The following is a 23,747-nucleotide window of genomic DNA, read 5'->3' on the forward strand; positions in this document are numbered from 1 at the left end:
CGGAACGCTTGGCTGTCATCGCAGTCTCCCCGATCGCCGGAACCCTCGTCCGACGCTCCACAGCCAACGTAAGGTCCGCTCTCGCTCCGTCCCATGCGGGCATCAGGCCTCTTGGTAGGGGTGCTAGCACTACCTCCAGCCGTCGGGATCCACGCCTCCCGGCACGTCGGCGGCCGCGTCGTAGGGCTCCCGGGTGAACACGAAGGACCCCAGGTCGAGATGGCGCACCTCGCCGTCGTCGCCCCTCACCACGCGCAGCGTCTCGCCCGCGTAATAGCCGTCGAGACCGGTCCATGTACCGTCGGGCTCCGCCCTGAACCGGGCGCCGCGGCCCCGCTCGTCCAGCGCCGCCAGCTCGACGTCGCGCTCCGCGCCCAGCCGCAGCACGAACGGGTTGGTGCCCCAGTACCAGGGGCCGGTGAGCGCCAGCAGGGCCGGTTCCGCCGACGACCGCGGGCGCCACGGCACGGGGAAGCGCGGCTCGTTGTCCGCCACGATCGCCACCAGGTCGGCCGCGGCGGCGGTCACCTGCGGCCCGGACGTGGCGTTGGTCAGCACCAGTGCTCCCACGCCGTCCTCGACGCTCACCCACAGCGCCGCCAGGAAGCCCGGCATCGACCCGGTGTGCCCCGCCAGCAGCCGGCCGTCACGGCGCAGCAACTGCAGGCCCAGCCCGTATCCGGGGTCCCAGTCCGCCCCGGCCGGCGCCGCGGCCGGGGTACGCATCTCGGCGACGGACGCGGCGCTCAGCACCCGCTCGTCACCCGCGCTCAGGAACACCGCCCAACGGCACAGGTCGTCCGCCGTGGACCACAGCTGGCCGGCCGGTGCCATCCGCCCCGTGTCATGCAGCGGTTCCGGCTGCATCACGTCGGCCCACGGGTGCACCGCCCAGCCGCCCGCGTGCGGCGCCCGCGGCAACAGCGTCGTCCGAGCCATGCCCAGGGGTTCCAGCACCTCGGCGCGCAGCACCTCGCCCCACGGCTTCCCCCGCAGCCGCTCCACGAGAGCGCCGAGCAGGGCGAACCCCGGGTTGGAGTAGTGGTGGACGCGGCCGACCGGATGCTTCAGCGGCGCCGCGCCGAGCACGTCGGCCAGCTCCGGCCGCAGCTCACCCGAGGTGCGCTCCCACCAGGGACCGGGGGTCTCGGCCGCCAGTCCCGAGGTGTGCGCGAGGAGTTGGGCGATCGTCGCACCGCCCGGCGCGGCACCGGGCAGGTGCAGCTCGAGGGGGTCCACCAGGTCCAGCAGGCCCTCGTCCCGCAGCCGCATGACCAGCACCGCGACGAAGCTCTTGGTCAGCGACCCGATGCGGTACTGGGTGTCCCCGTCGGGGCCGTGCCCTTCCACCATGCTGCGGCCGCTCGTCCAGACCGTGGCCCCGTCCCGCACCACCGCACCCACCATCGACGGTGTCCGGCCCTCGGACTGTGCTCTGGCGAGCCGGTGCAGCAGGGCGCGCCGGGTGGAGGGAAGCAGTTCCTCGGCGGCCGGTACGGCGGGCTGAGCCGCGGACGGTGTGGCCGGTGGTTCAGGTGTCTCGGGCATGCGGGACAGCCTCGCAGAGACGCTGCCGGCGCCTCCATGGATTTCCGATGGCGGAGCTTGACTCTCACACTGTGTGAGGGCCTGCACTGGGAGACGTCATGTTCACCATCGGAGATTTCGCCAAGCACGGCCGGGTATCGGTCCGCATGCTGCACCACTACGACGCGATCGGGCTGCTGCGGCCCGCCCGTGTCGACCCCACCAGCGGCTACCGCTTCTACGAAGCCGGTCAGCTGTCCCGCCTCAACCGCGTCATCGCTCTCAAGGACCTCGGCTTCAGCCTCGAACAGGTGGGGTCGATCCTGGACGAGCAGGTGAGCGCCGAGCAGTTGCGCGGCATGCTGCGACTGCGGCGGGCAGAGCTGGAGGAGGTCATGGCGGCCGCCGCCACGCGGCTGACCCATGTCGAGGCGAGGCTCCGCACCATCGAGAGTGAGGGACGTATGGCTTCCGACGACGTCGTGGTCAAGCGCATTCCAGCGGTCCGGGTGGCCGAACTGACCGGCACGGCCGCCGGTTTCGGACCCGAGCACATCGGGCCGGTGATCACTCCGCTCTACGACGAGCTGACCCGCCGGCTGGCGGCCGCGGGCGTGGCCGTCACCGGGCCGGGGGTCGCCTACTACGAGGACGCTCCCCAGGGCGACGGCGCGATCACCGTCCACGCGGGACTGACCGTCTCCGCCGAACCGGCGGCCGGCCAGGACTTCGCGGTCGTGGACCTGCCGGCGATCGGGAGCGCCGCCACGATCGTGCACCGCGGGTCCATGGAGAACATCGTGTCCACGGCCCAGACCCTGGGCCGGTGGATCGACTCCGCCGGCGCGCGCTCCACCGGCTATGCCCGTGAGCTCTACCTCGAATGCCCGGAGGACCACGACAAGTGGGTCACCGAGCTGCAGGAACCCATCGCCCAGGATTGACCCTCCGCGACCGGGTGCGCCCGACGTCCCGGAACGGCGTGGACCGCCGCTCCGGGACATCGGGCACGGGAATCAGGTCTGCGCCATGTCCACGAAGCGCGAGTAGTGGCCCTGGAAGGCCACGGTGATCGTCGCGGTGGGGCCGTTACGGTGCTTGGCGACGATCAGGTCCGCCTCGCCCGCGCGCGGGGACTCCTTCTCGTAGGCGTCCTCGCGGTGCAGGAGAATGACCATGTCGGCGTCCTGCTCGATGGAGCCGGATTCACGGAGGTCGGAGACCATCGGCTTCTTGTCCGTGCGCTGCTCGGGACCACGGTTCAGCTGCGAGAGCGCGATGACGGGGACTTCGAGCTCCTTGGCCAGCAGCTTCAGGTTTCGGGACATGTCCGAGACCTCCTGCTGACGGCTCTCGGGGCGCCGGGAGCCGCCGGACTGCATCAGCTGCAGATAGTCGATGACGACCAGCCGCAGGTCGTTGCGCTGCTTCAGGCGCCGGCACTTGGCGCGGATCTCCATCATCGACAGGTTCGGCGAGTCGTCGATGAACAGGGGCGCCGCCGAGACGTCCGGCATACGCCGCGCGAGCCGCGTCCAGTCCTCGTCGGTCATGCTGCCCGAGCGCATGTGATGCAGCGCGACGCGTGCCTCCGCCGACAGCAGGCGCATCGCGATCTCGTTGCGGCCCATTTCGAGGGAGAACACGACGCTGGGCATGCCGCTCCCGATCGAGCAGGCGCGCGCGAAGTCCAGTGCGAGGGTCGACTTGCCCATGGCGGGACGGGCCGCGATGACGATCATCTGGCCCGGGTGCAGCCCGTTCGTCAGCGAGTCCAGGTCCGTGAAACCGGTGGGGACGCCGGACATCCCGCCGCTGCGGGACCCGATCGCCTCGATCTCGTCGAGGGCGCCCTCCATGATGTCGGAGAGCGGGAGGTAGTCCTCGGACGTGCGCTGCTCGGTGACCGCGTAGATCTCCGCCTGGGCGGAGTTGACGATCTCGTCCACGTCGCCGTCAGCCGCGTATCCCATCTGGGTGATGCGGGTGCCGGCCTCGACGAGGCGGCGCAGGACGGCGCGCTCGTGCACGATCTCGGCGTAGTACTCGGCGTTGGCCGCCGTGGGGACCGCGTTGACCAGGGTGTGCAGGTACGGGGCGCCGCCGACGCGGGTGATCTCGCCGCGCTTGACCAGTTCGGCGGCGGTGGTGATGGGGTCGGCCGGCTCACCCCGGGCGTACAGGTCGAGGATCGCGGTGTAGATGGTCTCGTGCGCCGGGCGGTAGAAGTCCTGGCCCTTGAGCACCTCGACGACATCGGCGATCGCGTCCTTGGACAGCAGCATGCCGCCGAGGACGGACTGCTCGGCGTCGAGGTCCTGCGGGGGTACGCGTTCGAACCCGCCGCCGCCTTCGGACCAGTTGCCGCGGTCCTCGCCGTCGTCCTTCTTGTTGCGCTTGCCGCCCTGTCCTGAGCGGAAGTGGGTGACCGGCAGCCGGTCACCGGGACCGCTGTCGGGGGGGAACGGCGGTTCGTCCCCCCAGTGGTCGTCCGCGGGTTCGGGTTGGGTCACCCCGCCACCTCCTCCGTCCGACCTGACGCCATACCGTGCGTCTCTTTCTTACGCCACGGCTCTGACAATTGAGACACCCGGCTCCTCGTGCGGCGCGTCGGGCAGGGGGCTCACGGTAGGGCCATGGGGACCGTTGGCCAAGACGGTTATCCACAGGCCCTGTGGACGGAGGCACCCAACCTGTGGAGAAGCCGCCTGAACCTGTGTACAGGCCTTGGGAAACCGCTGTGGACAAACACACAATCAGCCGAGCCGAACCGCCCTGACCTGGTGTTTCAGCATCCTCAGGCTGTGCAGAAGAAAAACTTTCGGCATTGGGCCAAGATCGCGACAAACCACGCGGAGGAGATCACTCTGCGCAGTCACCGGTAATAGCTAACCAGCCCTTGCAGCTATTACTTGTGGATGACTATCCTGGCGCTGTGAATCCGGTCGCCGAGCCCCCTCAGAAGAGCCGTCCCAGCCATCTCGCCAAGGAGACCCGGCGGCGGCACGACCGGGAGATCATCGCACTCGCCGTGCCCGCCTTCGGCGCGCTCGTCGCCGAACCGCTCTTCGTCGTGGTCGACAGCGCCGTCGTCGGTCACCTCGGCACTCCCCAGCTCGCCGGGCTCGGCGTCGCGGCCGCGCTGCTGACCACCGCCGTCAACGTCTTCGTCTTCCTCGCCTACGCCACCACCGCCGCCGTGGCCCGCCGGGTGGGCGCCGGCGACCTCCCGGGCGCGATCCGCCAGGGCATGGACGGCATCTGGCTCGCCCTGCTGCTCGGCGTGGCCGTCATCGCCGTCGTCGCACCCACCGCGCCGGCGCTCGTCGGCCTCTTCGGAGCATCCGACACGGCCGCACCGTTCGCCGTCACCTACCTGCGGATCAGCGCGTTCGGCATCCCGGCGATGCTCGCCGTCCTCGCCGCCACCGGTGTGCTGCGCGGCCTCCAGGACACCCGGACGCCGCTCTACGTGGCACTCGGCGGCTTCACCGCCAACGCGGCTCTCAACGCGGCCCTGGTCTACGCCGCGGGACTGGGCATCGCCGGCTCCGCCTGGGGCACGGTCATCGCCCAGAACGGCATGGCCGCCGTGTACCTGTACGTCGTCGTCCGCGGAGCGCGCCGGCACGGCGCGTCCCTGCGCCCCGACGCCGCCGGCATCCGCGCCTGCGCCCAGGCGGGTGTCCCGCTGCTGATCCGCACCCTGAGCCTGCGGGCGGTGCTGCTGATCGCCACCGCCGTGGCCGCCGGTCTGGGCGACACCGAGATCGCCGCCCACCAGATCACACTCACGCTCTGGTCGCTGCTGGCCTTCGCCCTCGATGCCATCGCCATCGCGGGGCAGGCCATCATCGGCCGCTACCTCGGGGCTGACGACCCCGCGGGCGCCCGAGCCGCCTGCCGCCGGATGTTGCAGTGGGGCATCGCCTCCGGCGTGCTGCTGGGGCTGTTGGTGGTCGCGACCCGTCCTTTGGTCACGACGCTCTTCACCTCCGACCCGGCCGTCCGCGGCGCCCTCATGCCGGTCCTCCTGGTGGTCGCCCTCGGCCAGCCGGTCTCCGGCATCGTCTTCATCCTCGACGGTGTCCTGATGGGCGCCGGCGACGGGCCCTACCTCGCCTGGTCCATGCTCGCCACGCTGGCCGTGTTCGCCCCCGTCGCGCTCGCGGTCCCGGCCCTGGGCGGCGGCCTCACCGCCGTGTGGTGGGCCATGACGCTGATGATGCTGTCCCGGCTCGTCGCGCTCCAACTGCGGGCCCGTTCCGGCCGCTGGATCGTCACCGGGGCGGTACGGGCGTAGTCCCCCTCCTCGGCACGCGGGGCGCGGAGTCGGGCCGGGACCGCTTCGCGGTGACGCCGACCCGTGCCGACCGTATGGGCGGTCCGGTCGGACGGCCCGCCCGGAAGACGGCGAGCGGCCGTTCGCGGCCTCCCAGCCGACGTGCCAACTCCTGCTCCGTCCGCGGACAGTCGAGGATCTGACTCAGCGGGTGCACGGCGATCCCCCGCTCCGCGAGCGCGTACCAGGCCCGCACGAGCTCCTGTCCGGCCCGGACCACAGCGCCCGGTCCGCCCGTGCCAGGCTCATCGGTCCCGGCAGTCGTGGTGAGCACCAGGACACTGCCCTCGTAGCGCAGCAGCCCGCTCTGCGAGGCTGCCAGCAGCCTCGCCAGCCCTAGACGCCGCAGCACCCCGTGGACACCCGGTACGAGCACCGCCCGCAGCCCCGCCGCCTCGGCACGCGACATGGCCAGCGACTCGTACGTCAGACCGTCGGCCCCATAGCGCGGATGGTTCCTACTCAGTCGCAGCCACGTACGCAGTTCCCGCACGACCGGCGGGGTGCCGAAGAGCCACCGGTCGGCGCGTACCGCGAGGCCCGCCAGCCGCCGCGCGGGCATCTCCGTCAGGCCCGTCCCTTCCAGCCCGGCCCTGGCGGCGCCCAGGTCCGCCGCCGTGAGCCGTCCACCGGTGTGTGCGCCCCGCGCGCAGCCGCGCAGTTCAACGGTCCGCGCGTCGAAGGGCGTCACGTACAGGTCGGGTGCGGGCAGCAGCCGGGCCGCCGTCCGCCGCTCCTCGTCGACCGTGATCTCGGCCCGTATCGCCAGCCCGGCGTCCGCGGCGACGATCAGGCACGTCTCCACGAAGGCGCCGAGGGACAGGAACAGATCGCGCCGGCCCGGGTCACCGTCGGGCAGCTCCCGGGCCGGGTCCCAGCCCACCTCGACGGCGTCGTTGTCGTAGCGCAGCGCCCAGGGCTGGGTGTTGTGTGCGCTCGGCGCGCGGCGGCACAGCTCCTCGCGCTCCCGCAGTACCGCCGTCCAGTGGACCGAGTCCCGGTTGCTCACCGCATTGCCCTCTCGTAGAAGGTGTAGCCGTGCAGCGGACGCCCGCCGGCGCGCCGGTACTGCGCGGCCGACGCGGCGTTCCCGTGCTCGACGAAAGTGCTGCGCAACGTCCGGTAGCCGCCGCTGCGCAGATTGCGGTGCAGCTCACGGGCGAGGAGCGTCAGATAGCCCTTCCCCTGGTGAGCCGGCACCGTCCCTTTGATGATCAGTACGGCTTCGTCGCGGTACCTGCCGCGGGTGGCCAGCAGCCGCAGTTGTTGCGGCAGTCCCATCCGGCCGCGGGCCGCCATGACGAAGTGCGAGATGTCGGGGACGGCGAGCACGAACGCGACCGGCTCCCCCTGCGCCGTCAGGTAGAGCAGCAACCGCTCGTCGAGAAGATGCGCCAGCCCATCCGTCTGGGCCGCGAGGTCGGCCGCGGAGATGTGCGTGTAGTAGCCGAGTTGGGCGAAGGAGGCGTTGAGCATGGCGCGCAGCAGCGGCAGTTGCCCGGCCAGCTTCCGCCGCGATCCGTGGTGGATGCGCAGCCCCTCGGCCGCGATGCGGCTGTCGTCGAACAGGAACGCCTCGTCGGGGTCGACGGCGCCGGGCCCCTCCAGGTCCTCGCACACCCAGGTGTCGGCGGCGAACCTCCGGGTGAATCCGTGCTGTTCATAGGCGGCCGGGTAGTACGCCGGGTTCCAGGCGGAGTCGATGAACCCGCGGTCGCCGAACCCCGACGTGATGACGCCGCCCGACTGGTTGGGCAGCAGACTGACCGGACCGAACACCACATCCGTCCCCGCGCCGGCCCGTTCGGTCAGATCGAAGAGCTCCTTGGCCACGTCCTCCCCGGCGTCCTGCGGATCGGCGAACTCGGTGAGCCCGAAGAGCTGGGCGCGCTTCCCGATCCTGCTGTCGAACCCGGAGTGGCGGTGCACACAGATCCGGCCGACGGGCGTGCCGGCCGCGTCACGTGCGACGTAGAGCTCGGCGGCCCGCTGCCGGTACCACGTGCGAATCTGGGGCTCCACGGTCGGCACGTAGCGGTCACGCGGGTGGATCCGCAGCGGCAGCTCGCAGAACTCCCGCAGCCCGCCGCGCCCGTCGACCCTGGTCACGGTAATGGTCACGGCCTGCCGTCCTGGTGTGCCGGGCACCGTTCGGCAGGCGTGGCGCCGGACATCACGCGTGGCTCCGTACCACGCCGTACGCGTCGTTTCGCATGCCGCACGTGCCGGACGGGGCGCGGTGCGCGTCCCGCGGAGAGCTCGGTACTCAGCGGCTCGAAGGTGTCGACGTGGGACAGCACACCGTCCTCGGCCCGCCAGACGCCGTTGGTGTACCCGGCCGCGTCCGCGGTGTAGATGCGGATCCAGCCGCCGGTCGCGCGGCCCTTCCCCTCATCGGTCAGCCAGCACATGAGCTCGTGATGGGCCTTGCCCCGGGCGAACTTCAGCAATTCGTCCCGGTCGGCGAAGAAGGCGATCGTGCCCAGGGTGAAGGGGAAGCGCCAGTACACCTTGTGCCAGACGTACCCCTTCATCCGCCGCATCTCGCGGACCATCCGCACATAGCCGGGGCCCAGCGTGATGATCGCGCGCAGCCCCGAGTACCGGGTGGCGCCGACGAACATCGCACCGGCCTGTCCGGGTGCCGGGGTGAGGGAGAAGTCGGTACTGCGCATGGTTCAGGCACCGCCCTTCGCGGTCGCACCGAGCAGGTACGTGTTCTTGATGCGGTGGCCGCCGGCCGCGGCCCCGGTGCCCGTGACGAACGGCCCCGAGCCGTACGCGTGCACCCGCGCGGCCACCTCGCCCGCCGAGGAGTCCTCCGTCAGCGACTGCGCGAAGTCGCGGCTGCAGGCGGCGAGATGGCGCAGCACGCCCGCCCGGCACACCTCGGTGAGCTTCGCGGTCTCGTCGGCGTCCAGCACCGTCCCCGCCCGCAGTTGCACATGGACGACGGGCCGCGCCTCCAGGTCGTCGCCCTCCTCGATGGCCAGGCAGAAGCTCTCGATGCGGTCCGCCATCGGATTGCCCTCGTACAGGCCGTACTCGACGTCCTGCGGGTAGATGTTGGCCCCCATGTACGAGACGGTCGAGTCGGCCCGCCCGTACAGGAACAGCAGCGGCAGCCGCATCTTCTCGCGCAGGGCGGCGGCCTCCGCGCGCTGCAGCAGGACCGGGCGGTCCGCGAACAGCTCCCGCAGGATCTCCCAGACCTGGGGGAAGGACATCAAGGTGCCCTCGTCGCCGATGTTGTAGCGCAGCTTGGGAGCCATGACAGCGGTGGAGTTGATGGTGCAGAGCACCTCACCGGTCCGACCGTCGCCGGCGGTCTCCAGATAGGTCTCCAGGGGGTTGTACTGGAAGACCATCGGCAGCCGCTGTTCGTCCGGCCCCAGGAAGGCCGCTCTGACGGTGGCGTCCTCGCGCATCATCCGGCGCAGCCAGACGCTGAAGGTGGTCTCGCCGCCCATCCCGATGGTGAGGTCGGACGCCCCATAGCCGGAACGCACCTTGCCGAACACATCGCCCACGTAGTCGCGCAGCGCCTCGGTCATGCCCTCGCCGCCGACCATCGCCGCGAGCCGGTAGCTCTTCTCCTCGAACCAGGGCTCACCGGCCAGCCGATCCCGCAGGTGCTTGAGGAACGGCGGATACGCCGTGACGAGGTAGTCGTAGCGCGGCCCGAAGTGCCGCAGGGTATCGACGATCTTCTCGAGATCGGGCCCGGTGTTCTTCACCGTGGCTATCCGGGCCATGGCGATTCCGGTGTTGGTCCCGGTCGCCCAGGCTCCCATCGAGTAGGCGTTGATCACGAAGAGCCGCTTCGAAGGAAAGACCAGGCTGGTGTAGCCGGCCACGTTGCGGTGCACGGTGTTCAACTCGCGGCGGCTGCGCACCCAGTTGTACGGAGTGCCGGACGACCCCGAGGACTCGTCGACCACGCTGCCGGCGATCTCCACCCGCCCCTTCCAGCACCGCTCCTCCTCCGGGTACGCCTTGACGTACGTCTCCTTGTCCGTGGCCGGGTACGAATCGAGCCGGAACCAGCGGAACCGCCAGCCGCCCTTCTCCAGGTGCGCGATGTACGCCGGTACGTCCAGCGCCGCGAACTGGCAGGTCATCCATGCGTGGAGGCGGGCGAAACCGCTCATCCACGGACGGTAGTTACGGGCCATCACCCGCCATACGAAGGGGTGCACCCGGTAGAGCCGGTACAGAGCGGTGAGCCCGAAGCTGATGATTCTCAGCAGCCACTGCCGCGCGAAGCTTCCCATTGCCATGCCGCACATCCTGGCCGTGCCGGCCGGGCCCCGGCATGGGCTGTGCTACTCACTCCTGGCCCGGTACCTACCTGAGTACGCCGACGGCCGATGTTTCACGTGGAACATCAGGCGCCCGGCGGGATGTTCCACGTGAAACATCGCGGAACGAACGAAGGACCGGCACCCCCTGCGGGGTACCGGTCCTTCGCACTGCGCCGAAGCGCGGCAGATCAGGCAGCAACGACCTCAAGGTCGAGCTTGACCTCGACCTCGGGGTGCAGACGCACCGAGATCTTGTGGGCACCGAGGGTCTTGATCGGCGTACCGACCTCGACACGACGCTTGTCCACGTCCGGGCCACCGGCGGCCTTGATCGCCGCAGCGATGTCGGCCGGCGTGATGGAACCGAACAGTCGGCCCGTGTCACCCGCGCGGGTGGTCAGCTGGACCTTGACGGACTGCAGCTTCGCCTTGACGGCGTTCGCGTCCTCGAGCGTGTGGATCTCGCGGATCCGACGCGCGCGGCGGATCTGCTCGACGTCCTTCTCGCCACCCTTGGTCCACTGGATCGCGAAACCGCGGGGGACCAGGTAGTTGCGGGCATAGCCCGACTTGACCTCTACGACATCGCCTGCGGCGCCGAGGCCGGAGACCTCGTTGGTGAGGATGATCTTCATGATTCGGTCACCCTTCCTTAGCGAGCGGTCGACGTGTAGGGCAGCAGTGCCATCTCACGGCTGTTCTTGACGGCCGTGGCGACGTCACGCTGGTGCTGCGTGCAGTTGCCGGTCACGCGGCGGGCACGGATCTTGCCGCGGTCGGAAATGAACTTCCGCAGCATGTTCGTGTCCTTGTAGTCCACGTAGACGGTCTTGTCCTTGCAGAACGCGCAGACCTTCTTCTTAGGCTTGCGCGGAGGCGGCTTCGCCATGGTGTCTCTCCTGTTTGATCAAGAAGTTGGTGTCGTGACGCCCTTAGAAGGGCGGCTCGTCCGAGAAGCCGCCGCCGGAGGAGGAACCGGAGTTCCCTCCCCAGCTTCCGCCGCCGCCCTGCTGGGCACCGCCGGCCGGAGCACTGGTCGCCCAGGGGTCATCGGCAGCGTTGCCGCCGCCGCCCTGCTGGCCGCCGCCGGAGCTTCCGCCCCAGTTGCCGCCACCCTGGCCGCCCTGTGCGCCACCGCCACCGCTGTAACCGCCCTGCTGGCCGCTTCGGCCGCCGCCGGTCGTCTTGGTGACCTTGGCGGTCGCGGTCTTCAGGCTGGCGCCGACTTCCTCGACGTCCAGCTCGTAGACCGTCCGCTTGACGCCCTCGCGGTCCTCGTAGGACCGCTGCTTCAGCCGGCCCTGCACGATGACGCGCATGCCTCGCTGCAGCGACTCCGCTACGTTCTCCGCCGCCTGACGCCAGACCGAGCACGTGAGGAAGAGGCCGTCGCCGTCTTTCCACTCGTTGGTCTGCTTGTCGAAGATGCGGGGTGTGGACGCGACACGGAACTTCGCGACCGCCGCACCGGACGGGGTGAAGCGCAGCTCGGGGTCGTCGACGAGATTGCCGACGACCGTGATGACGGTCTCGCCTGCCATGGTGGTGACCTCTCGGCGGTGTGCTGGCTGCTTCTCGGAACCGGTACTGCTCTAAGCCCGTGGGCTCAGTGCAGTTCCGGGCGGAGGACCTTGGTCCGGAGAACCGACTCGTTCAGGTTGAGCTGACGGTCGAGCTCCTTGACGACCTCGGGCGAAGCCTTGAGGTCGACGACCGAGTAGATACCCTCGGCCTTCTTCTTGATCTCGTACGAGAGGCGACGACGGCCCCAGGTGTCGACCTTCTCCACGCTGCCGCCGCCGTTGCGGACGACAGTGAGGAAGTTCTCGATCAGCGGGGAGACAGCGCGCTCCTCGAGATCGGGGTCGAGAATGAGCATGAGCTCGTAGTGACGCATTGTGGAACCCACCTCCTTTGGACTCAGCGGCCACGGCGGTTCCGTGGCAGGAGGGTTTGCATTGCGTCGCAACGGTATCGCCGACCACTGACAATCACGGTGGATCGTTGTGGACAGCGCAGACACCGGTGCAGACCGTACAGACTACCCGGACAACCGCCTCCGGTTGAAATCCGGTCCCTAATGCCCTCAATCTGTACACATCGGGTATGAACGGCGCTACGATGCGCTACTGCTCCGTTACGGAGGTGTCCCATGGCACAGCAAGCGGCTCGGACCCATCACCTCACCTTCAACACCGACGGCCAGGCCCATCCCCTGGAGAACACCCTGGTCGCGGTGACCCTGGTCCTCGGTGGCATCGCCATCGTCACGTCGATCTTCGACCAGCTGCACCTGCTCAGCTCCCTGACCGGCCTCGCCGGGATCATCACCGGGGGATACGGGCAGTTCATCTCCGTCACCACCGCCGAGCGCTTCGCGCTGATCATCGGGCTCGGGGCGGCCGCGGTCGGCTTCTACCTGGGTATGGCACATGGAGGGTTCTTCGGCGGCTAGCCGGAGAGTTGTCCACAGGGCTGGCGGGGCGGTTCCCCGATCGCAGTAGGCTTCGGCGCAGATAAGACCGCAGCCGCAGCGATGGGGAGCGCCCCGCATGAGCTTGACCCTGAGGACCATCAGCCGTGAGCAGCATCTGGCTTTCATCCAGAGCCTGCCCTCGGCCAGTCACTGCCAGGTTCCGGACATGGGCGGATGTCAAGAACGAATGGCGCTCCGAGAACCTCGGCTGGTTCGACGACAGAACCGGCCAGATCGTCGGTGCGGGCCTCGTGCTGTACCGGCAGATCCCCAAGCTCAAGCGGTACCTCGCGTACCTGCCCGAGGGCCCGGTCATCAACTGGTACGCCCCGAACCTGGATGAGTGGTTGCAGCCGATGCTGGCGCACCTCAAGCAGCAGGGCGCCTTCACGGTGAAGATGGGGCCGCCCGTCGTCATCCGCCGCTGGGACGCGCCCGCCATCAAGGCCGGGATCTCGGACCCCGACGTCAAGCGGCTGCGGGATGTCGAGGCGACGTTCATCGAGCCCCGCGCCTTCGAGGTGGCCGACCGGCTGCGCCGGATGGGCTGGCAGCAGAACGAGGACGGCGGCGCCGGCTTCGGTGACGTGCAGCCGCGCTACGTCTACCAGGTGCCGCTGGAGAACCGTTCGCTGGACGACATCCTCAAGGGCTTCAACCAGCTGTGGCGCCGCAACATCAAGAAGGCCGAGAAGGCCGGTGTCGAGGTCGTGCAGGGCGGGTACGACGACCTCCCGGTCTGGCAGCAGCTCTACGAGGTGACCGCCGAGCGCGACCACTTCAGGCCCCGCCCGCTGTCGTACTTCCAGCGGATGTGGACCTCGCTCAACAACGAGGACCCCAACCGGATGCGGCTCTACCTGGCCGTGCACGAGGGCGAGGCGGTGGCCGCCGCCACCATGCTGATCGTCGGCGGGCACGTCTGGTACTCCTACGGAGCCTCCGCGAACCACAAGCGGGAGGTCCGGCCGTCCAACGCGATGCAGTGGCGGATGCTCAGGGACGCCTATGCCCTCGGGGCGAGCGTGTACGACCTGCGCGGCATCAGCGACTCCCTGGACGAGACGGACCACCTTTTCGGCCTGATCCAGTTCAAGGTGGGCACAGGCGGGCAGGCAGCCGAATACTTGGGCGAGTGGGATTTCCCCCTCAACAAACTGCTCCACAAGGCACTCGACATCTACATGTCCCGCCGCTGACCGGCGAGCAGACGAAGGAAAGGTCCTGACCAGGCCATGGCGCTCACCCTGTATGTCGACACCGCACGCTGGCGTGCGCACCAGCAGTCCGTCGCCGAGCAGTTCCCCGGCATAGTCCCGGTCTGCAAGGGCAACGGCTACGGCTTCGGACACGAGCGGCTCGCCGACGAGGCGACCCGGCTCGGCAGCGACATGCTCGCCGTCGGCACGACCTACGAGGCCGCCAGGATCAAGGACTGGTTCGGCGGTGACCTCCTGGTCCTCACCCCGTACCGGCTCGGCGAGGAGCCGGTGCCGCTGCCGGACCGCGCGATCCGGTCGGTCTCCTCCGTCGAGGGGGTGCGCGGGCTGGTGGGCGCCCGGGTCGTCATCGAGGTCATGAGCAGCATGAAGCGCCACGGCGTCGCCGAGGACGACCTGGTCAAGCTGCACGCCGCCATCGACGACGTACGGTTGGAGGGGTTCGCCATCCACCTGCCGCTGGACCGCACCGACGGTTCGGACGCGGTGGAGGAGGTCTTCGGCTGGATGGAACGGCTGCGCGCCGCCAGGCTCCCGCTGCACACGATGTTCGTCAGCCACCTCAAGGCCCATGAGCTCGCCCAGCTGCAGCAGCAGTTCCCGCAGACCAAGTTCCGCGCCCGGATCGGCACCCGGATGTGGCTCGGCGACCACGAGGCCACCGAGTACCGCGGTGCGGTCCTGGACGTCACGCGCATCGCCAAGGGCGAGCGCTACGGGTACCGCCAGCAGAAGGCCTCGGACGACGGCCACCTGATCGTGGTCGCGGGCGGGACGTCCCACGGCGTCGGTCTCGAGGCGCCCAAGGCCCTGCACGGCCTGATGCCCCGCGCCAAGGGCGTGGCGCGGGCGGGCCTGGCCACCGTCAACCGCAACCTGTCGCCGTTCGTGTGGGCCGGCAAGCAGCGGTGGTTCGCGGAGCCCCCGCACATGCAGGTCTCCATCCTGTTCCTGCCCAACGACGTGGCCCCACCGGCGGTCGGCGACGAGCTGGTGGCGCACCTGCGGCACACCACCACCCAGTTCGACCGCGTCCTGGACCGCTGAGGCGCCGCGGAAGGCCGCTCAGTCGCCGGTGGCGGCCCAGCCCTCCGCGGGCGGTGGGCCGGCCGGCTCACGCCGTTCCACGCCCCACTGCACCGGCGTCCCCACGAAAGGGGCGGCGTGCCGCGGTTCGTGGGTCCGGCCCAGCACGAACACGTCCGGAGCTCCGTCCAGCACGCCGCCGGAAGGGTCGTCCTCGCCGTCCCAGCGCACCGCGTCGCGTTCCGGCAGCAGGATGTCCCGCACCACCACTCCGCACAGGTAGAGCGTGCCGAGGACGTGGACGACGATCGCCAGGTGGTACCCGTCCTGGGGCAGTCCGTGGTGCTTGTTGCCGCCCGTCACGTAGGCGAGCTGCATCCAGATGCCCAGGAAGTACAGGACCTGGGAGCCCTGCCACACCAGGAAGTCCCGCCAGCGCGGCCTGGCGAGCACGGCCAGGGGGAGCAGCCACAGCACGTACTGGGGTGAGTAGACCTTGTTGGCGAGCACCACGGCCGCCACGACGAGGAAGGCGAGCTGCGCGAAGCGCGGACGCCGGGGTGCGTGCAGCGCGAGCCCGGCGATGGCCGCGCAGAGCAGCAGCATCAGCGCGAACGCGTAGGCGTTGACCCCGTCCAGCGGCCTGCCGGTCTGCTGGCTGATGACCAGCCAGACGGACCCGTAGTCGATCCGGCGCTCCTGGCTGAACGAGTAGAACTTCGCCCAGCCGTCGCGCGCGAGCAGTATCACCGGCAGGTTGACCACCAGCCAGGCGCCCACCGCGCCCGCCACGGCCGTCCGGAAGGCCCGCAGCCGGCCCGCCCGCAGGCAGAGCACGAACAACGCGCCGAGCAGCAGGAGCGGGTAGAGCTTGGCGGCGGTGGCCAGGCCGAGCAGGATGCCCGCCGCCAGCGGACGGCTGCGGGACCACATCAGCATGGCTCCCGCGGTGAGCGCCACCGCGAACAGGTCCCAGTTGATGGTGGCGCTCAGCGCCAGCGCGGGGGAGAGCGCGACAAGCAGCGCGTCCCAGGGGCGGCGCCGGTGGGTGCGCGCGACACACACCACGAGGGCCACGGCGCAGACCATCAGCATGCCCGCGTTGATCAGCCAGTAGACCTGCTCGCGGTGCTGTTCGGAGCCGCCGTCCGGGGTGAACCAGGACGCGACCTCCATGAAGAGGCCGGTCAGGACCGGGTACTCCAGATAGTGGAACTCGGTCGAGACGTCGTCCGGGATCCGGTCGAAGTACGGCACGGTCCCGGTGGAGAAACCGCGACCGCCGAACAGGTGCGGAATGTCCGAGTAGCAGGCGTGGACGTACTGCGCGTCACCCGACTGGAACCAGGCGCTGTTGTAACAGGGCACCTTCTGCGCCATCCCGAGCGCGAACATGCCGATGACCACGATCACCAGGACGCGCAGCGGGTTCCACCAACGGTGTCCGCCGGTCTCCGCCCGGCGTCCCAGGGGTCCGCCGATGACCTCGCTGGCGGATTCGGCCACCGGATCCTCGTCGGTCGGCGGCACGAGTGCCTCCAGGTGGTCTTCTTCGCGCACGCTCGTCATGCCGGACATCCTGCCCCATGGCCCGGGAAGGCAGGAGGCCGCGGAGGGCATTGGCCCTCCGCGGCCCCGGCCGCACCGTTAAGCGCTCATCCGTCAGCCGCCGGAATCGCTGTTGTTACCGCCGCCACCGCCCTTGTTGGGACGGGTCGGGGTGGTCGTGGCCGACGGCGACGTACTGCCGCCGGTGGGGGGCGTCGGGTGGTTGCAGTTCCAGTCCAACGGCGAGCAGGGCGTCGTCGTGGAGGCGCTCGGCGAGGTCGGCGGCGTCGTGGGCGCCGTCGTCGTGGGCGTCGTCGGAGCCTTGCTCGTCGGCGGGGGCGTCGTCGCGGTGGGCGTCGTCTGCGTCGGCGTGGGCGTGGGGCTGGTGCCGGGGGCGTACATCACTTCACCGGGATCGCTCGACGGCTCCTCGAAGCTCTGCTTCGGGGTGCCCTTGAGAGCCTGGCTCATGTAGTCGTGCCAGATCTGCGCGGGGAAGGAGTTACCGTGCATCTTCGCCTTGCCGGCGGTGCCGTACATCGACAGGAAGCCCTTGCCGGTGGCCTTGTCATCCAGGCGCCACATGCCGATCGAGGTCGACAGGCTCGGCGTGTAGCCGACGAACCAGGCCGACTTGTTGTCGTCGGTGGTACCGGTCTTGCCCGCGGCCTCCCGCCCGTCCTCGAGCCTCGCCGGCTTGCCGGTGCCGTCCTTGATGACGCCCTGCAGCACGTTGGTGACCGTGTCGGCGACGTTCGCCTCGAAGGCGACCTTGGCCTGCTTCTCGTGCTTGTAGACCTGCGCGCCGTCCTTCACCACCGAGGTGACCGAGTACGGGTCGTTCTGGGTGCCGTGCGCGGCGAACGTCGCGTAGGCCCCGGCCATCCGGATCGCGCTGGGCGACGAGGTGCCGATCGAGTACGTGACGCTGTTCTTGTAGTCCTCCAAGCCGTTCGTCGAGGACTTCCGCAGGCCTGCCGCGACCGCGGCGTCATGCACCTTGTCCGTACCGACGTTCTGGCCGAGCTGCACGTAGGGCGAGTTCATCGACTTTTCCATCGCCTCGCGCAACGTGACCTTCGCCTCGGACTCGCCGTCGTCGTTCGGCTGCTTCCACGGCCCCTTGGTCTCGTTGTTGATCCAGGGGGTGCCGTCGTACTTGTTGATCACCAGGTTGTTCTTGCCGCTGAACACGCTCTTCGGCGAGACCTTGGTGCGCTCGTCGTCGCCCTGGTTCTCGCCGCCCTTGGGGTCACGCGCCCCGTGGGTCATCGCGGCAGCAAGGACGAACGGCTTGAAGGTCGACCCGACCTGGGCGCCGGTCTCGTTCGCGTTGTTCGTGAAGTGCTGCGTCGCGTCGGTACCGCCGTAGATGGCGAGGATCTTGCCGTCCTTGGGATCGACGGAGGCACCGCCGAACTGCACGTACCTGTCGACGAACCCGCCGTCCTTGTCCAGGGTGGTGTTCTTCCCCGACGTGTCCTTGCGGGTGTCCACGAGGTTCTTCTGCCGGACCGACTTGATCGACGCCTCCAGCTCCGCCACCTTCTTCTTGTTGAAGGTGGTGTGGATCTGATAGCCGCCCTTGGCGAGGTCGTCGTTCGTGATCTTGAGGCCGGTGCTGTTGACCACGTAGGCCTTGGCCAGGCTCACCAGATAGCCGATCTGACCGGCCATCTGTGCGTTCTTCTTCACCGCGTCCGGCATGGGGTATTCCGTGTACTTCGCACGGTCCGTGGCGCTGAGGCGGCCGTCCTTGACCTCTTCGTCAAGGATCCACTTCCAACGTTCCTTGGAGTTGCGCGTGTTGCTTTCGGGGGTGGCGCGCTGGTCGATGTCCACCGCGCCGGCCGGGTCGAAGTACGTCGGGCCCTTGAGCAGCGCGGCGAGGAACGCGGCCTGGCTCGGGTTGAGCTTGTCGGAGTCGACCCCGTAGTACGTCCGAGCGGCCGCCTGGATCCCGTAGGCGCCCCGGCCGAAGTAGGAGGTGTTCAGATACCCCTCCATGATCTTCGACTTCTTCAGGGTGGTTCCGACCTTTATCGAGATGAACAGCTCTTTGAACTTACGAGAGATCGTCTGCGACTGGTCGAGCCGGGAGTTCTTGACGTACTGCTGGGTGATCGTCGAACCACCCTGCACCTCACCGCCGGTGGCCATGTTCTTCACAGCCCGGGCGATACCCATGGGGTCGACACCGCTGTCGGTCTCGAAGGTCTTGTTCTCCGCGGAGATGACCGCGTCCTGCATCGTCTTCCGGATCGACTCGATGGGCACGATCTGGCGGTTGATCTCCCCGCCGGTCGCGATCATCGGGGTGTTGTCGTCCCAGTAGTAGACGTTGTTCTGCGCCGTGGCCGACAGGTTGACGTTCGGAACCTGCACCATCGCGTACGCGATGCCCGCGATGCCGACCAGCGTTCCGAAGAACGCGATGGTCAGCGAGGTGACCTGCTTCCAGGACGGCATCCAGTGGCGCCAGCCCGTCTTGCCCCAGCGCGGGTAGTCGATGAAGCGCTTCTTCGGGGGACGGGCGGGCCCACGACCACCGGGGCCACTGCCACTGCCGCCACCGCCGGTCCTGCGGCGTCCGCCGCCACCGGCCCCGCCGGCCGAACCGCCTGTGACGTCCGCGACACCCGCGCCCTCGGAGGCGTTCTCCGCGCGGCGGCGTCCGCCCTGCGCGGCGCGGCGTGCGGCCGCGCGACCGGGATGGGAACGCCCGTCACCGGCGGGCGCGCCCGGGGACGGTACCTGCGGCGGCGGGTTGGCGGCGCGCCGGCCGCCGGACGTCGGCGGCTGCTGCTGCGCTCCGCGCCGGGCGGCTGCGCGGCCGCCGCCGGGCGACTGCGGCGGCTTGCGACGGTGATCGCTCATGAACAGCTACTCCTAGAACAGGCGGGATCGCCTGAAAGCGGCAGTGAATATCCGTGGGTCCCCCTGAGCGCGGCAGTGTCAGGCCGCACTGCACCCAGGACCAAGACGCTCACGCGCGTCACAGGGTTCCCGGTGCTCTGCATGGCGAACAGAGTACGCAGGCTCAAAAGCCCTGTGACACCAGCCTTCGCCACATAACGGGCGCCTGGACCTTCACAGGTTTCTCGATGTGACGCCGGTCACCGCGGGTCGCCTTGCCAGATAGATCAGGCCGTTCTATCGTCGCGATGTATCGACTCGATACATCGGGTCGAGACAAGCACCACCACACACCGGGGCGGACCCGGGTTCAGCGGTGGCCGGGACGGAGAGGCGGGGACAGTGAGCAAGCGCTCCGGGATCCTCGAGTTCGCTGTCCTCGGCCTGCTGCGCGAATCCCCGATGCACGGTTACGAGTTGCGCAAGCGGCTCAACACCTCGCTCGGTGTGTTCCGTGCGTTCAGCTACGGCAGCCTTTACCCCTGCCTGAAGACGCTGGTCGCCCAGGGCTGGTTGATCGAGGAGACGGTTCCGGACGTGGATCCGCTGGCCGCTCCCCTCGTCGGCCGCCGGGCGAAGATCGTCTACCGGCTGACCACGGCGGGCAAGGAGCACTTCGAGGAGCTCCTCGCCCACTCCGGGCCGGACGCATGGGAGGACGAGCACTTCGCGGCTCGTTTCGCCTTCTTCGGCCAGACGTCGCGGGACGTCCGGATGCGCGTCCTCGAGGGGCGGCGCAGCCGCCTCGAGGAACGCCTGGACAAGATGCGCGCGTCACTGGTGCGCACCCGTGAGCGACTCGACGACTACACGCTCGAGCTGCAACGGCACGGCATGGAATCGGTGGAGCGCGAGGTTCGCTGGCTCAACGAGCTGATCGAGACCGAGCGCAACGGACGCACCACGCGCCCGTCCGCCGAGCAGGACGACAACACACAAGACCGCAACACTCAAGAACATGGCGGCCAACCCGGAGACCGGGGAACCGCGTGACGATTACACAGGGAGCAACCGTGGGTTCGGTTCGCGTAGCCATTGTTGGCGTGGGCAACTGCGCCGCGTCGCTGGTGCAGGGTGTCGAGTACTACAAGGACGCCGACCCGAACGGCCGCGTGCCTGGCCTCATGCACGTGCAGTTCGGCGACTACCACGTACGTGACGTCGAGTTCGTGGCCGCCTTCGATGTCGACGCGAAGAAGGTCGGCCTCGACCTCGCGGACGCCATCGGCGCCAGCGAGAACAACACGATCAAGATCTGCGACGTTCCGCAGAGCGGTGTCACCGTCGAGCGCGGTCACACCCACGACGGCCTCGGCAAGTACTACCGCGAGACCATCGAGGAGTCCGACGCGGCCCCCGGTCGACATCGTCCAGATCCTCAAGGACCGCCAGGTCGACGTTCTCGTCTGCTACCTGCCCGTCGGTTCCGAGGTCGCCGCGAAGTTCTACGCGCAGTGCGCCATCGACGCCAAGGTCGCTTTCGTCAACGCCCTCCCGGTCTTCATCGCCGGCACCAAGGAGTGGGCGGACAAGTTCACCGAGGCGGGCGTGCCGATCGTCGGTGACGACATCAAGTCCCAGGTCGGCGCCACGATCACGCACCGCGTGATGGCGAAGCTCTTCGAGGACCGCGGTGTCCTCCTTGAGCGCACCATGCAGCTGAACGTCGGCGGCAACATGGACTTCAAGAACATGCTCGAGCGTGACCGCCTCGAGTCGAAGAAGATCTCCAAGACGCAGGCCGTCACCTCGCAGATCGACCGCGACCTGGGTGCCGACAACGTGCACATCGGCCCGTCGGACTACGTGGCGTGGCTCGACGACCGCAAGTGGGCCTTCGTCCGCCTCGAGGGTCGCGCCTTCGGTGACGTTCCGCTGAGCCTGGAGTACAAGCTCGAGGTCTGGGACTCCCCGAACTCGGCCGGTGTCATCATCGACGCCGTGCGTGCCGCGAAGATCGCCCTGGACCGCGGTATCGGCGGCCCGATCCTCTCGGCGTCCTCGTACTTCATGAAGTCCCCGCCGGTGCAGTACTTCGACGACGAGGCCCGCGACAACGTCGAGAAGTTCATCAAGGGCGAGGTCGAGCGCTGATCACGGCTGAACCGCTGACCACGTACGACGCGTAGCCGTCAGGCCCCGGGTGTTGCACCCGGGGCCTGACGCGTCATGTGAGGCTGTGCCCATGGCTGTTGTGCGCGATCTCCGCGTGCTGCTGCGGCTGCGCGACTTCCGGCGGCTGCTCGCGGTGCGCCTGCTGTCCCAACTCTCCGACGGCGTCTTCCAGGTCGCGCTCGCCACGTATGTCGTCTTCTCCCCCGAGAAGCAGGCGTCCCCCGCCGCCATCGCCTCCGCGATGGCGGTGCTCCTGCTGCCCTACTCCCTGCTGGGGCCTTTCACCGGAGTCCTGTTGGACCGCTGGCGGCGGCGCCAGGTCCTGCTGCACTGCAACCTGCTGCGCGCGGTGCTGTCCTGCGGCACGGCCGCGCTGATCCTGGCCCACGTCCCGGACTGGCTGTTCTACCTGTCGGCGCTGTCCGTCACCGCCGTCAACCGCTTCGTCCTGGCCGGACTGTCGGCCGCGCTGCCGCGCGTCGTGGACCAGGACCGGCTGGTGATGGCCAACTCGCTGTCGCCGACGGCCGGGACGCTGGCGGCTACGGCCGGCGGCGGGCTCGCCTTCCTCGTCCACCTCGGACTCACGAAGGGTGCCGGAGCCGACGCGACCGTGGTGCTGCTCGCCGCGTTCGTTTACCTCTGCGCGGGCCTGGCCGCCCTGACACTCGACCGCGACCTGCTCGGCCCCGATCCCGGTCTTGTGCAGCCGCGTCTGGCCACCGCGTTGACCGGCACCGTGCACGGCCTCGCCGAAGGGCTGCGGCATCTGCGCGGCCGTCCGGCGGCGGTGCGCGCCATGACCGCCATGACCGCCCTGCGGTTCTGTTACGGCGCGCTCACCGTCATGCTGCTGATGCTGTGCCGTTACGCCTGGAACACCACGTCGGACAGCCCGGGTGACGACGGCAGCGGCGGTCTGGCCCTGCTCGGGCTGGCGGTCGGCGTCTCGGGGGCGGGCTTCTTCGCCGCCGCCGTCGTCACACCCTGGGCCACCACCCGCTTCGGCACCGCCGGCTGGATCACGGTCTGTGCCGGGTCCGCCGCCGTGCTGCTCCCGCCGCTGGCCCTGCCGTTCGACCCCGCGCCCATGCTGATCGCCGCCTTCGCGCTGGGCATCTGCACCCAGGGCGCCAAGATCGCCACCGACACCGTCGTCCAGTCCTCGATCGACGACGCCTACCGGGGGCGGGTCTTCTCGCTGTACGACGTGGCCTTCAACGTCGCCTTCGTCGGCGCGGCGGCCGTCGCCGCCGTGATGCTCCCGCCGGACGGCCGGTCCGTACTCCTGATCGTCCTTCTGGCCCTGCTCTATGCGGTGGTGGCCCTGGCGATGCTTCGTGTCAGGGCGCTCCAGTAGTGTTCGCCCGTTCTTACCTCGCTCATACATCCCAATCGGGGGACACCCATGACCACTCCACCGCCACCGCAGTACCAGCAGGGCGGCAACCCGTACGGCCAGCCGCAAGCGCCGCAGGGCGGCAACCCGTACGGCCAGCCCCTGCCCCCGCAGGGCGGCAACCCCTACGGTCAGCCGCAACCGCCGCAGGGCGGCGCCCCGTTCGGACAGCAGGGGCCCCAGCCGTTCCCGCAGCAGGGAGCCCAGCCCGGCTCCTGCACCTTCTGTGGTGGTCTCCCCGCGGTTCACGCCACGGTCCGCGGACACCAGGGCTTCCTGGTCATCATGCGGTTCCTCAAGCTGAAGGCCAACTACTGCCGGTCCTGCGGCATAGCCACGCACCGCGACATGACAACCAAGACCCTCTGGCAGGGTTGGTGGGGCCTCGCGTCGTTCGTCATCACGCCCATCACTCTGCTCGGCAACCTGGGCGCGCGTGCGAAGTTCAACAAGCTCCCCTCGCCCACCGGCGGTTGGGGACCGCCCCGCGACGCCGGTAAGCCGATCTTCGGACGCGTGGGTGCCTACGGCATCCTGGCCCCGCTCATCGTGATCGGCGCGATCGTGGGCGTGAACGCGCTTGACGACAGCGCCGACACGGCCGTCGTCGGCGACTGCATGCACCGCGGTAGCTCCAGCACCAGCCAGCCCGACCTCACGGTCGTCGACTGCACCGACGCCAAGGCGCAGTACAAGGTCCTCGCCGTCATCAAGGGCAGCTTCACCTCATCCGAAGCCGAGGAGAAGTGCACGGCGGCGGCTCCGGACTTCCGCTACGACTACGTCGAGACCGGCAGCGGCAGCAGCTTCCTGCTCTGCCTGAAGGACAAGTAGTCCCGACGGTTCCCTGACGTCCGCAGGGGCGATGTTCCAC

General features: G+C 69.2%; 19 protein-coding genes and 2 pseudogenes. 9 read left to right on the forward strand and 12 right to left on the reverse strand.

Annotated elements, in window-relative coordinates:
- Window positions 1–129: 129 nt before the first annotated feature.
- Window positions 130–1,548, reverse strand: a complete 1,419-nt coding sequence (locus tag M2266_RS17915; protein ID WP_277439096.1) for a serine hydrolase domain-containing protein — start codon at window positions 1,546–1,548, stop codon at window positions 130–132.
- A 98-nt stretch (window positions 1,549–1,646) separates the two neighbouring features.
- On the opposite strand from M2266_RS17915, the gene M2266_RS17920 reads away from it, so the two are divergent.
- Window positions 1,647–2,471 (forward strand): MerR family transcriptional regulator, encoded by an 825-nt coding sequence (locus M2266_RS17920; RefSeq protein ID WP_277439097.1) that lies wholly within the window; start codon window positions 1,647–1,649, stop codon window positions 2,469–2,471.
- A gap of 72 nt (window positions 2,472–2,543) precedes the next feature.
- Here the strand turns inward: M2266_RS17920 and dnaB are convergent, their stop codons facing one another.
- Window positions 2,544–4,040: a replicative DNA helicase gene (gene dnaB, locus M2266_RS17925; RefSeq protein ID WP_277439098.1), complete on the reverse strand. Its 1,497-nt coding sequence runs from the start codon at window positions 4,038–4,040 to the stop codon at window positions 2,544–2,546.
- A gap of 503 nt (window positions 4,041–4,543) precedes the next feature.
- Between dnaB and M2266_RS17930 the strand changes: the two genes are divergently transcribed.
- Complete coding sequence (locus tag M2266_RS17930; protein WP_277441249.1) at window positions 4,544–5,830, forward strand: MATE family efflux transporter; 1,287 nt, start codon at window positions 4,544–4,546, stop codon at window positions 5,828–5,830.
- On the opposite strand, the gene M2266_RS17935 is transcribed toward M2266_RS17930, so the two are convergent.
- The 8 genes from M2266_RS17935 to rpsF all read right to left on the reverse strand — a co-directional run bounded on the left by M2266_RS17935 (window position 5,808) and on the right by rpsF (window position 12,070).
- A complete protein-coding gene (locus M2266_RS17935; RefSeq protein ID WP_277439099.1) occupies window positions 5,808–6,878 on the reverse strand; it encodes a hypothetical protein in 1,071 nt (356 codons plus the stop codon). The genes M2266_RS17930 and M2266_RS17935 overlap by 23 nt on opposite strands.
- On the reverse strand, window positions 6,875–7,990 hold the full coding sequence (locus M2266_RS17940; RefSeq protein ID WP_277439100.1) for a hypothetical protein: 1,116 nt from the start codon (window positions 7,988–7,990) through the stop codon (window positions 6,875–6,877). The genes M2266_RS17935 and M2266_RS17940 overlap by 4 nt, the downstream gene beginning before the upstream one ends.
- Window positions 7,987–8,544 (reverse strand): DUF4188 domain-containing protein, encoded by a 558-nt coding sequence (locus M2266_RS17945; protein ID WP_277439101.1) that lies wholly within the window; start codon window positions 8,542–8,544, stop codon window positions 7,987–7,989. Before M2266_RS17945 ends, M2266_RS17940 begins: the two co-directional genes overlap by 4 nt.
- A 3-nt stretch (window positions 8,545–8,547) precedes the next feature.
- Complete coding sequence (locus M2266_RS17950) at window positions 8,548–10,149, reverse strand: phenylacetate--CoA ligase family protein (protein ID WP_277439102.1); 1,602 nt, start codon at window positions 10,147–10,149, stop codon at window positions 8,548–8,550.
- Window positions 10,150–10,361: 212 nt separating this feature from the next.
- A complete protein-coding gene (gene rplI, locus M2266_RS17955; protein ID WP_277439103.1) occupies window positions 10,362–10,808 on the reverse strand; it encodes a 50S ribosomal protein L9 in 447 nt (148 codons plus the stop codon).
- A 17-nt stretch (window positions 10,809–10,825) separates the two neighbouring features.
- On the reverse strand, window positions 10,826–11,062 hold the full coding sequence (rpsR, locus tag M2266_RS17960) for a 30S ribosomal protein S18 (protein ID WP_031512678.1): 237 nt from the start codon (window positions 11,060–11,062) through the stop codon (window positions 10,826–10,828).
- Between the two features lie 43 nt (window positions 11,063–11,105).
- Complete coding sequence (locus M2266_RS17965) at window positions 11,106–11,714, reverse strand: single-stranded DNA-binding protein (protein WP_277439104.1); 609 nt, start codon at window positions 11,712–11,714, stop codon at window positions 11,106–11,108.
- A 65-nt stretch (window positions 11,715–11,779) separates the two neighbouring features.
- Entirely contained in the window at window positions 11,780–12,070 is a 291-nt protein-coding gene (gene rpsF, locus M2266_RS17970; RefSeq protein WP_138351152.1) for a 30S ribosomal protein S6, read from the reverse strand.
- Between the two features lie 255 nt (window positions 12,071–12,325).
- Between rpsF and M2266_RS17975 the strand changes: the two genes are divergently transcribed.
- From M2266_RS17975 to M2266_RS17985, 3 genes and pseudogenes are all read left to right on the forward strand, one after another.
- Complete coding sequence (locus M2266_RS17975) at window positions 12,326–12,628, forward strand: hypothetical protein (RefSeq protein ID WP_277439105.1); 303 nt, start codon at window positions 12,326–12,328, stop codon at window positions 12,626–12,628.
- Window positions 12,629–12,725: 97 nt separating this feature from the next.
- A pseudogene (locus M2266_RS17980) lies at window positions 12,726–13,848 on the forward strand (peptidoglycan bridge formation glycyltransferase FemA/FemB family protein).
- A 36-nt stretch (window positions 13,849–13,884) separates the two neighbouring features.
- A complete protein-coding gene (locus tag M2266_RS17985; protein WP_277439106.1) occupies window positions 13,885–14,916 on the forward strand; it encodes an alanine racemase in 1,032 nt (343 codons plus the stop codon).
- Between the two features lie 18 nt (window positions 14,917–14,934).
- Here the strand turns inward: M2266_RS17985 and M2266_RS17990 are convergent, their stop codons facing one another.
- Together M2266_RS17990 and M2266_RS17995 are read right to left on the reverse strand one after the other, a co-directional pair.
- Window positions 14,935–16,464 carry a glycosyltransferase 87 family protein gene (locus tag M2266_RS17990; RefSeq protein WP_277439107.1) on the reverse strand — a complete coding sequence of 510 codons (1,530 nt, stop codon included), beginning with the start codon at window positions 16,462–16,464 and terminating at the stop codon, window positions 14,935–14,937.
- Between the two features lie 93 nt (window positions 16,465–16,557).
- Window positions 16,558–19,320 carry a transglycosylase domain-containing protein gene (locus tag M2266_RS17995; RefSeq protein ID WP_277439108.1) on the reverse strand — a complete coding sequence of 921 codons (2,763 nt, stop codon included), beginning with the start codon at window positions 19,318–19,320 and terminating at the stop codon, window positions 16,558–16,560.
- 381 nt (window positions 19,321–19,701) lie between these two features.
- Between M2266_RS17995 and M2266_RS18000 the strand changes: the two genes are divergently transcribed.
- The 4 genes and pseudogenes from M2266_RS18000 (at window position 19,702) to M2266_RS18015 (ending at window position 23,707) form a co-directional block, all read left to right on the forward strand.
- Complete coding sequence (locus M2266_RS18000) at window positions 19,702–20,352, forward strand: PadR family transcriptional regulator (RefSeq protein WP_164295679.1); 651 nt, start codon at window positions 19,702–19,704, stop codon at window positions 20,350–20,352.
- Between the two features lie 20 nt (window positions 20,353–20,372).
- A pseudogene (locus M2266_RS18005) lies at window positions 20,373–21,453 on the forward strand (inositol-3-phosphate synthase).
- A 91-nt stretch (window positions 21,454–21,544) separates the two neighbouring features.
- Window positions 21,545–22,834: an MFS transporter gene (locus M2266_RS18010; protein ID WP_277439109.1), complete on the forward strand. Its 1,290-nt coding sequence runs from the start codon at window positions 21,545–21,547 to the stop codon at window positions 22,832–22,834.
- 48 nt (window positions 22,835–22,882) lie between these two features.
- Window positions 22,883–23,707 (forward strand): hypothetical protein, encoded by an 825-nt coding sequence (locus M2266_RS18015; RefSeq protein ID WP_277439110.1) that lies wholly within the window; start codon window positions 22,883–22,885, stop codon window positions 23,705–23,707.
- Window positions 23,708–23,747: the final 40 nt, after the last annotated feature.

Origin of the sequence: Streptomyces sp. SPB162, from assembly GCF_029504575.1 — a bacterium.
Classification (GTDB): domain Bacteria; phylum Actinomycetota; class Actinomycetes; order Streptomycetales; family Streptomycetaceae; genus Actinacidiphila.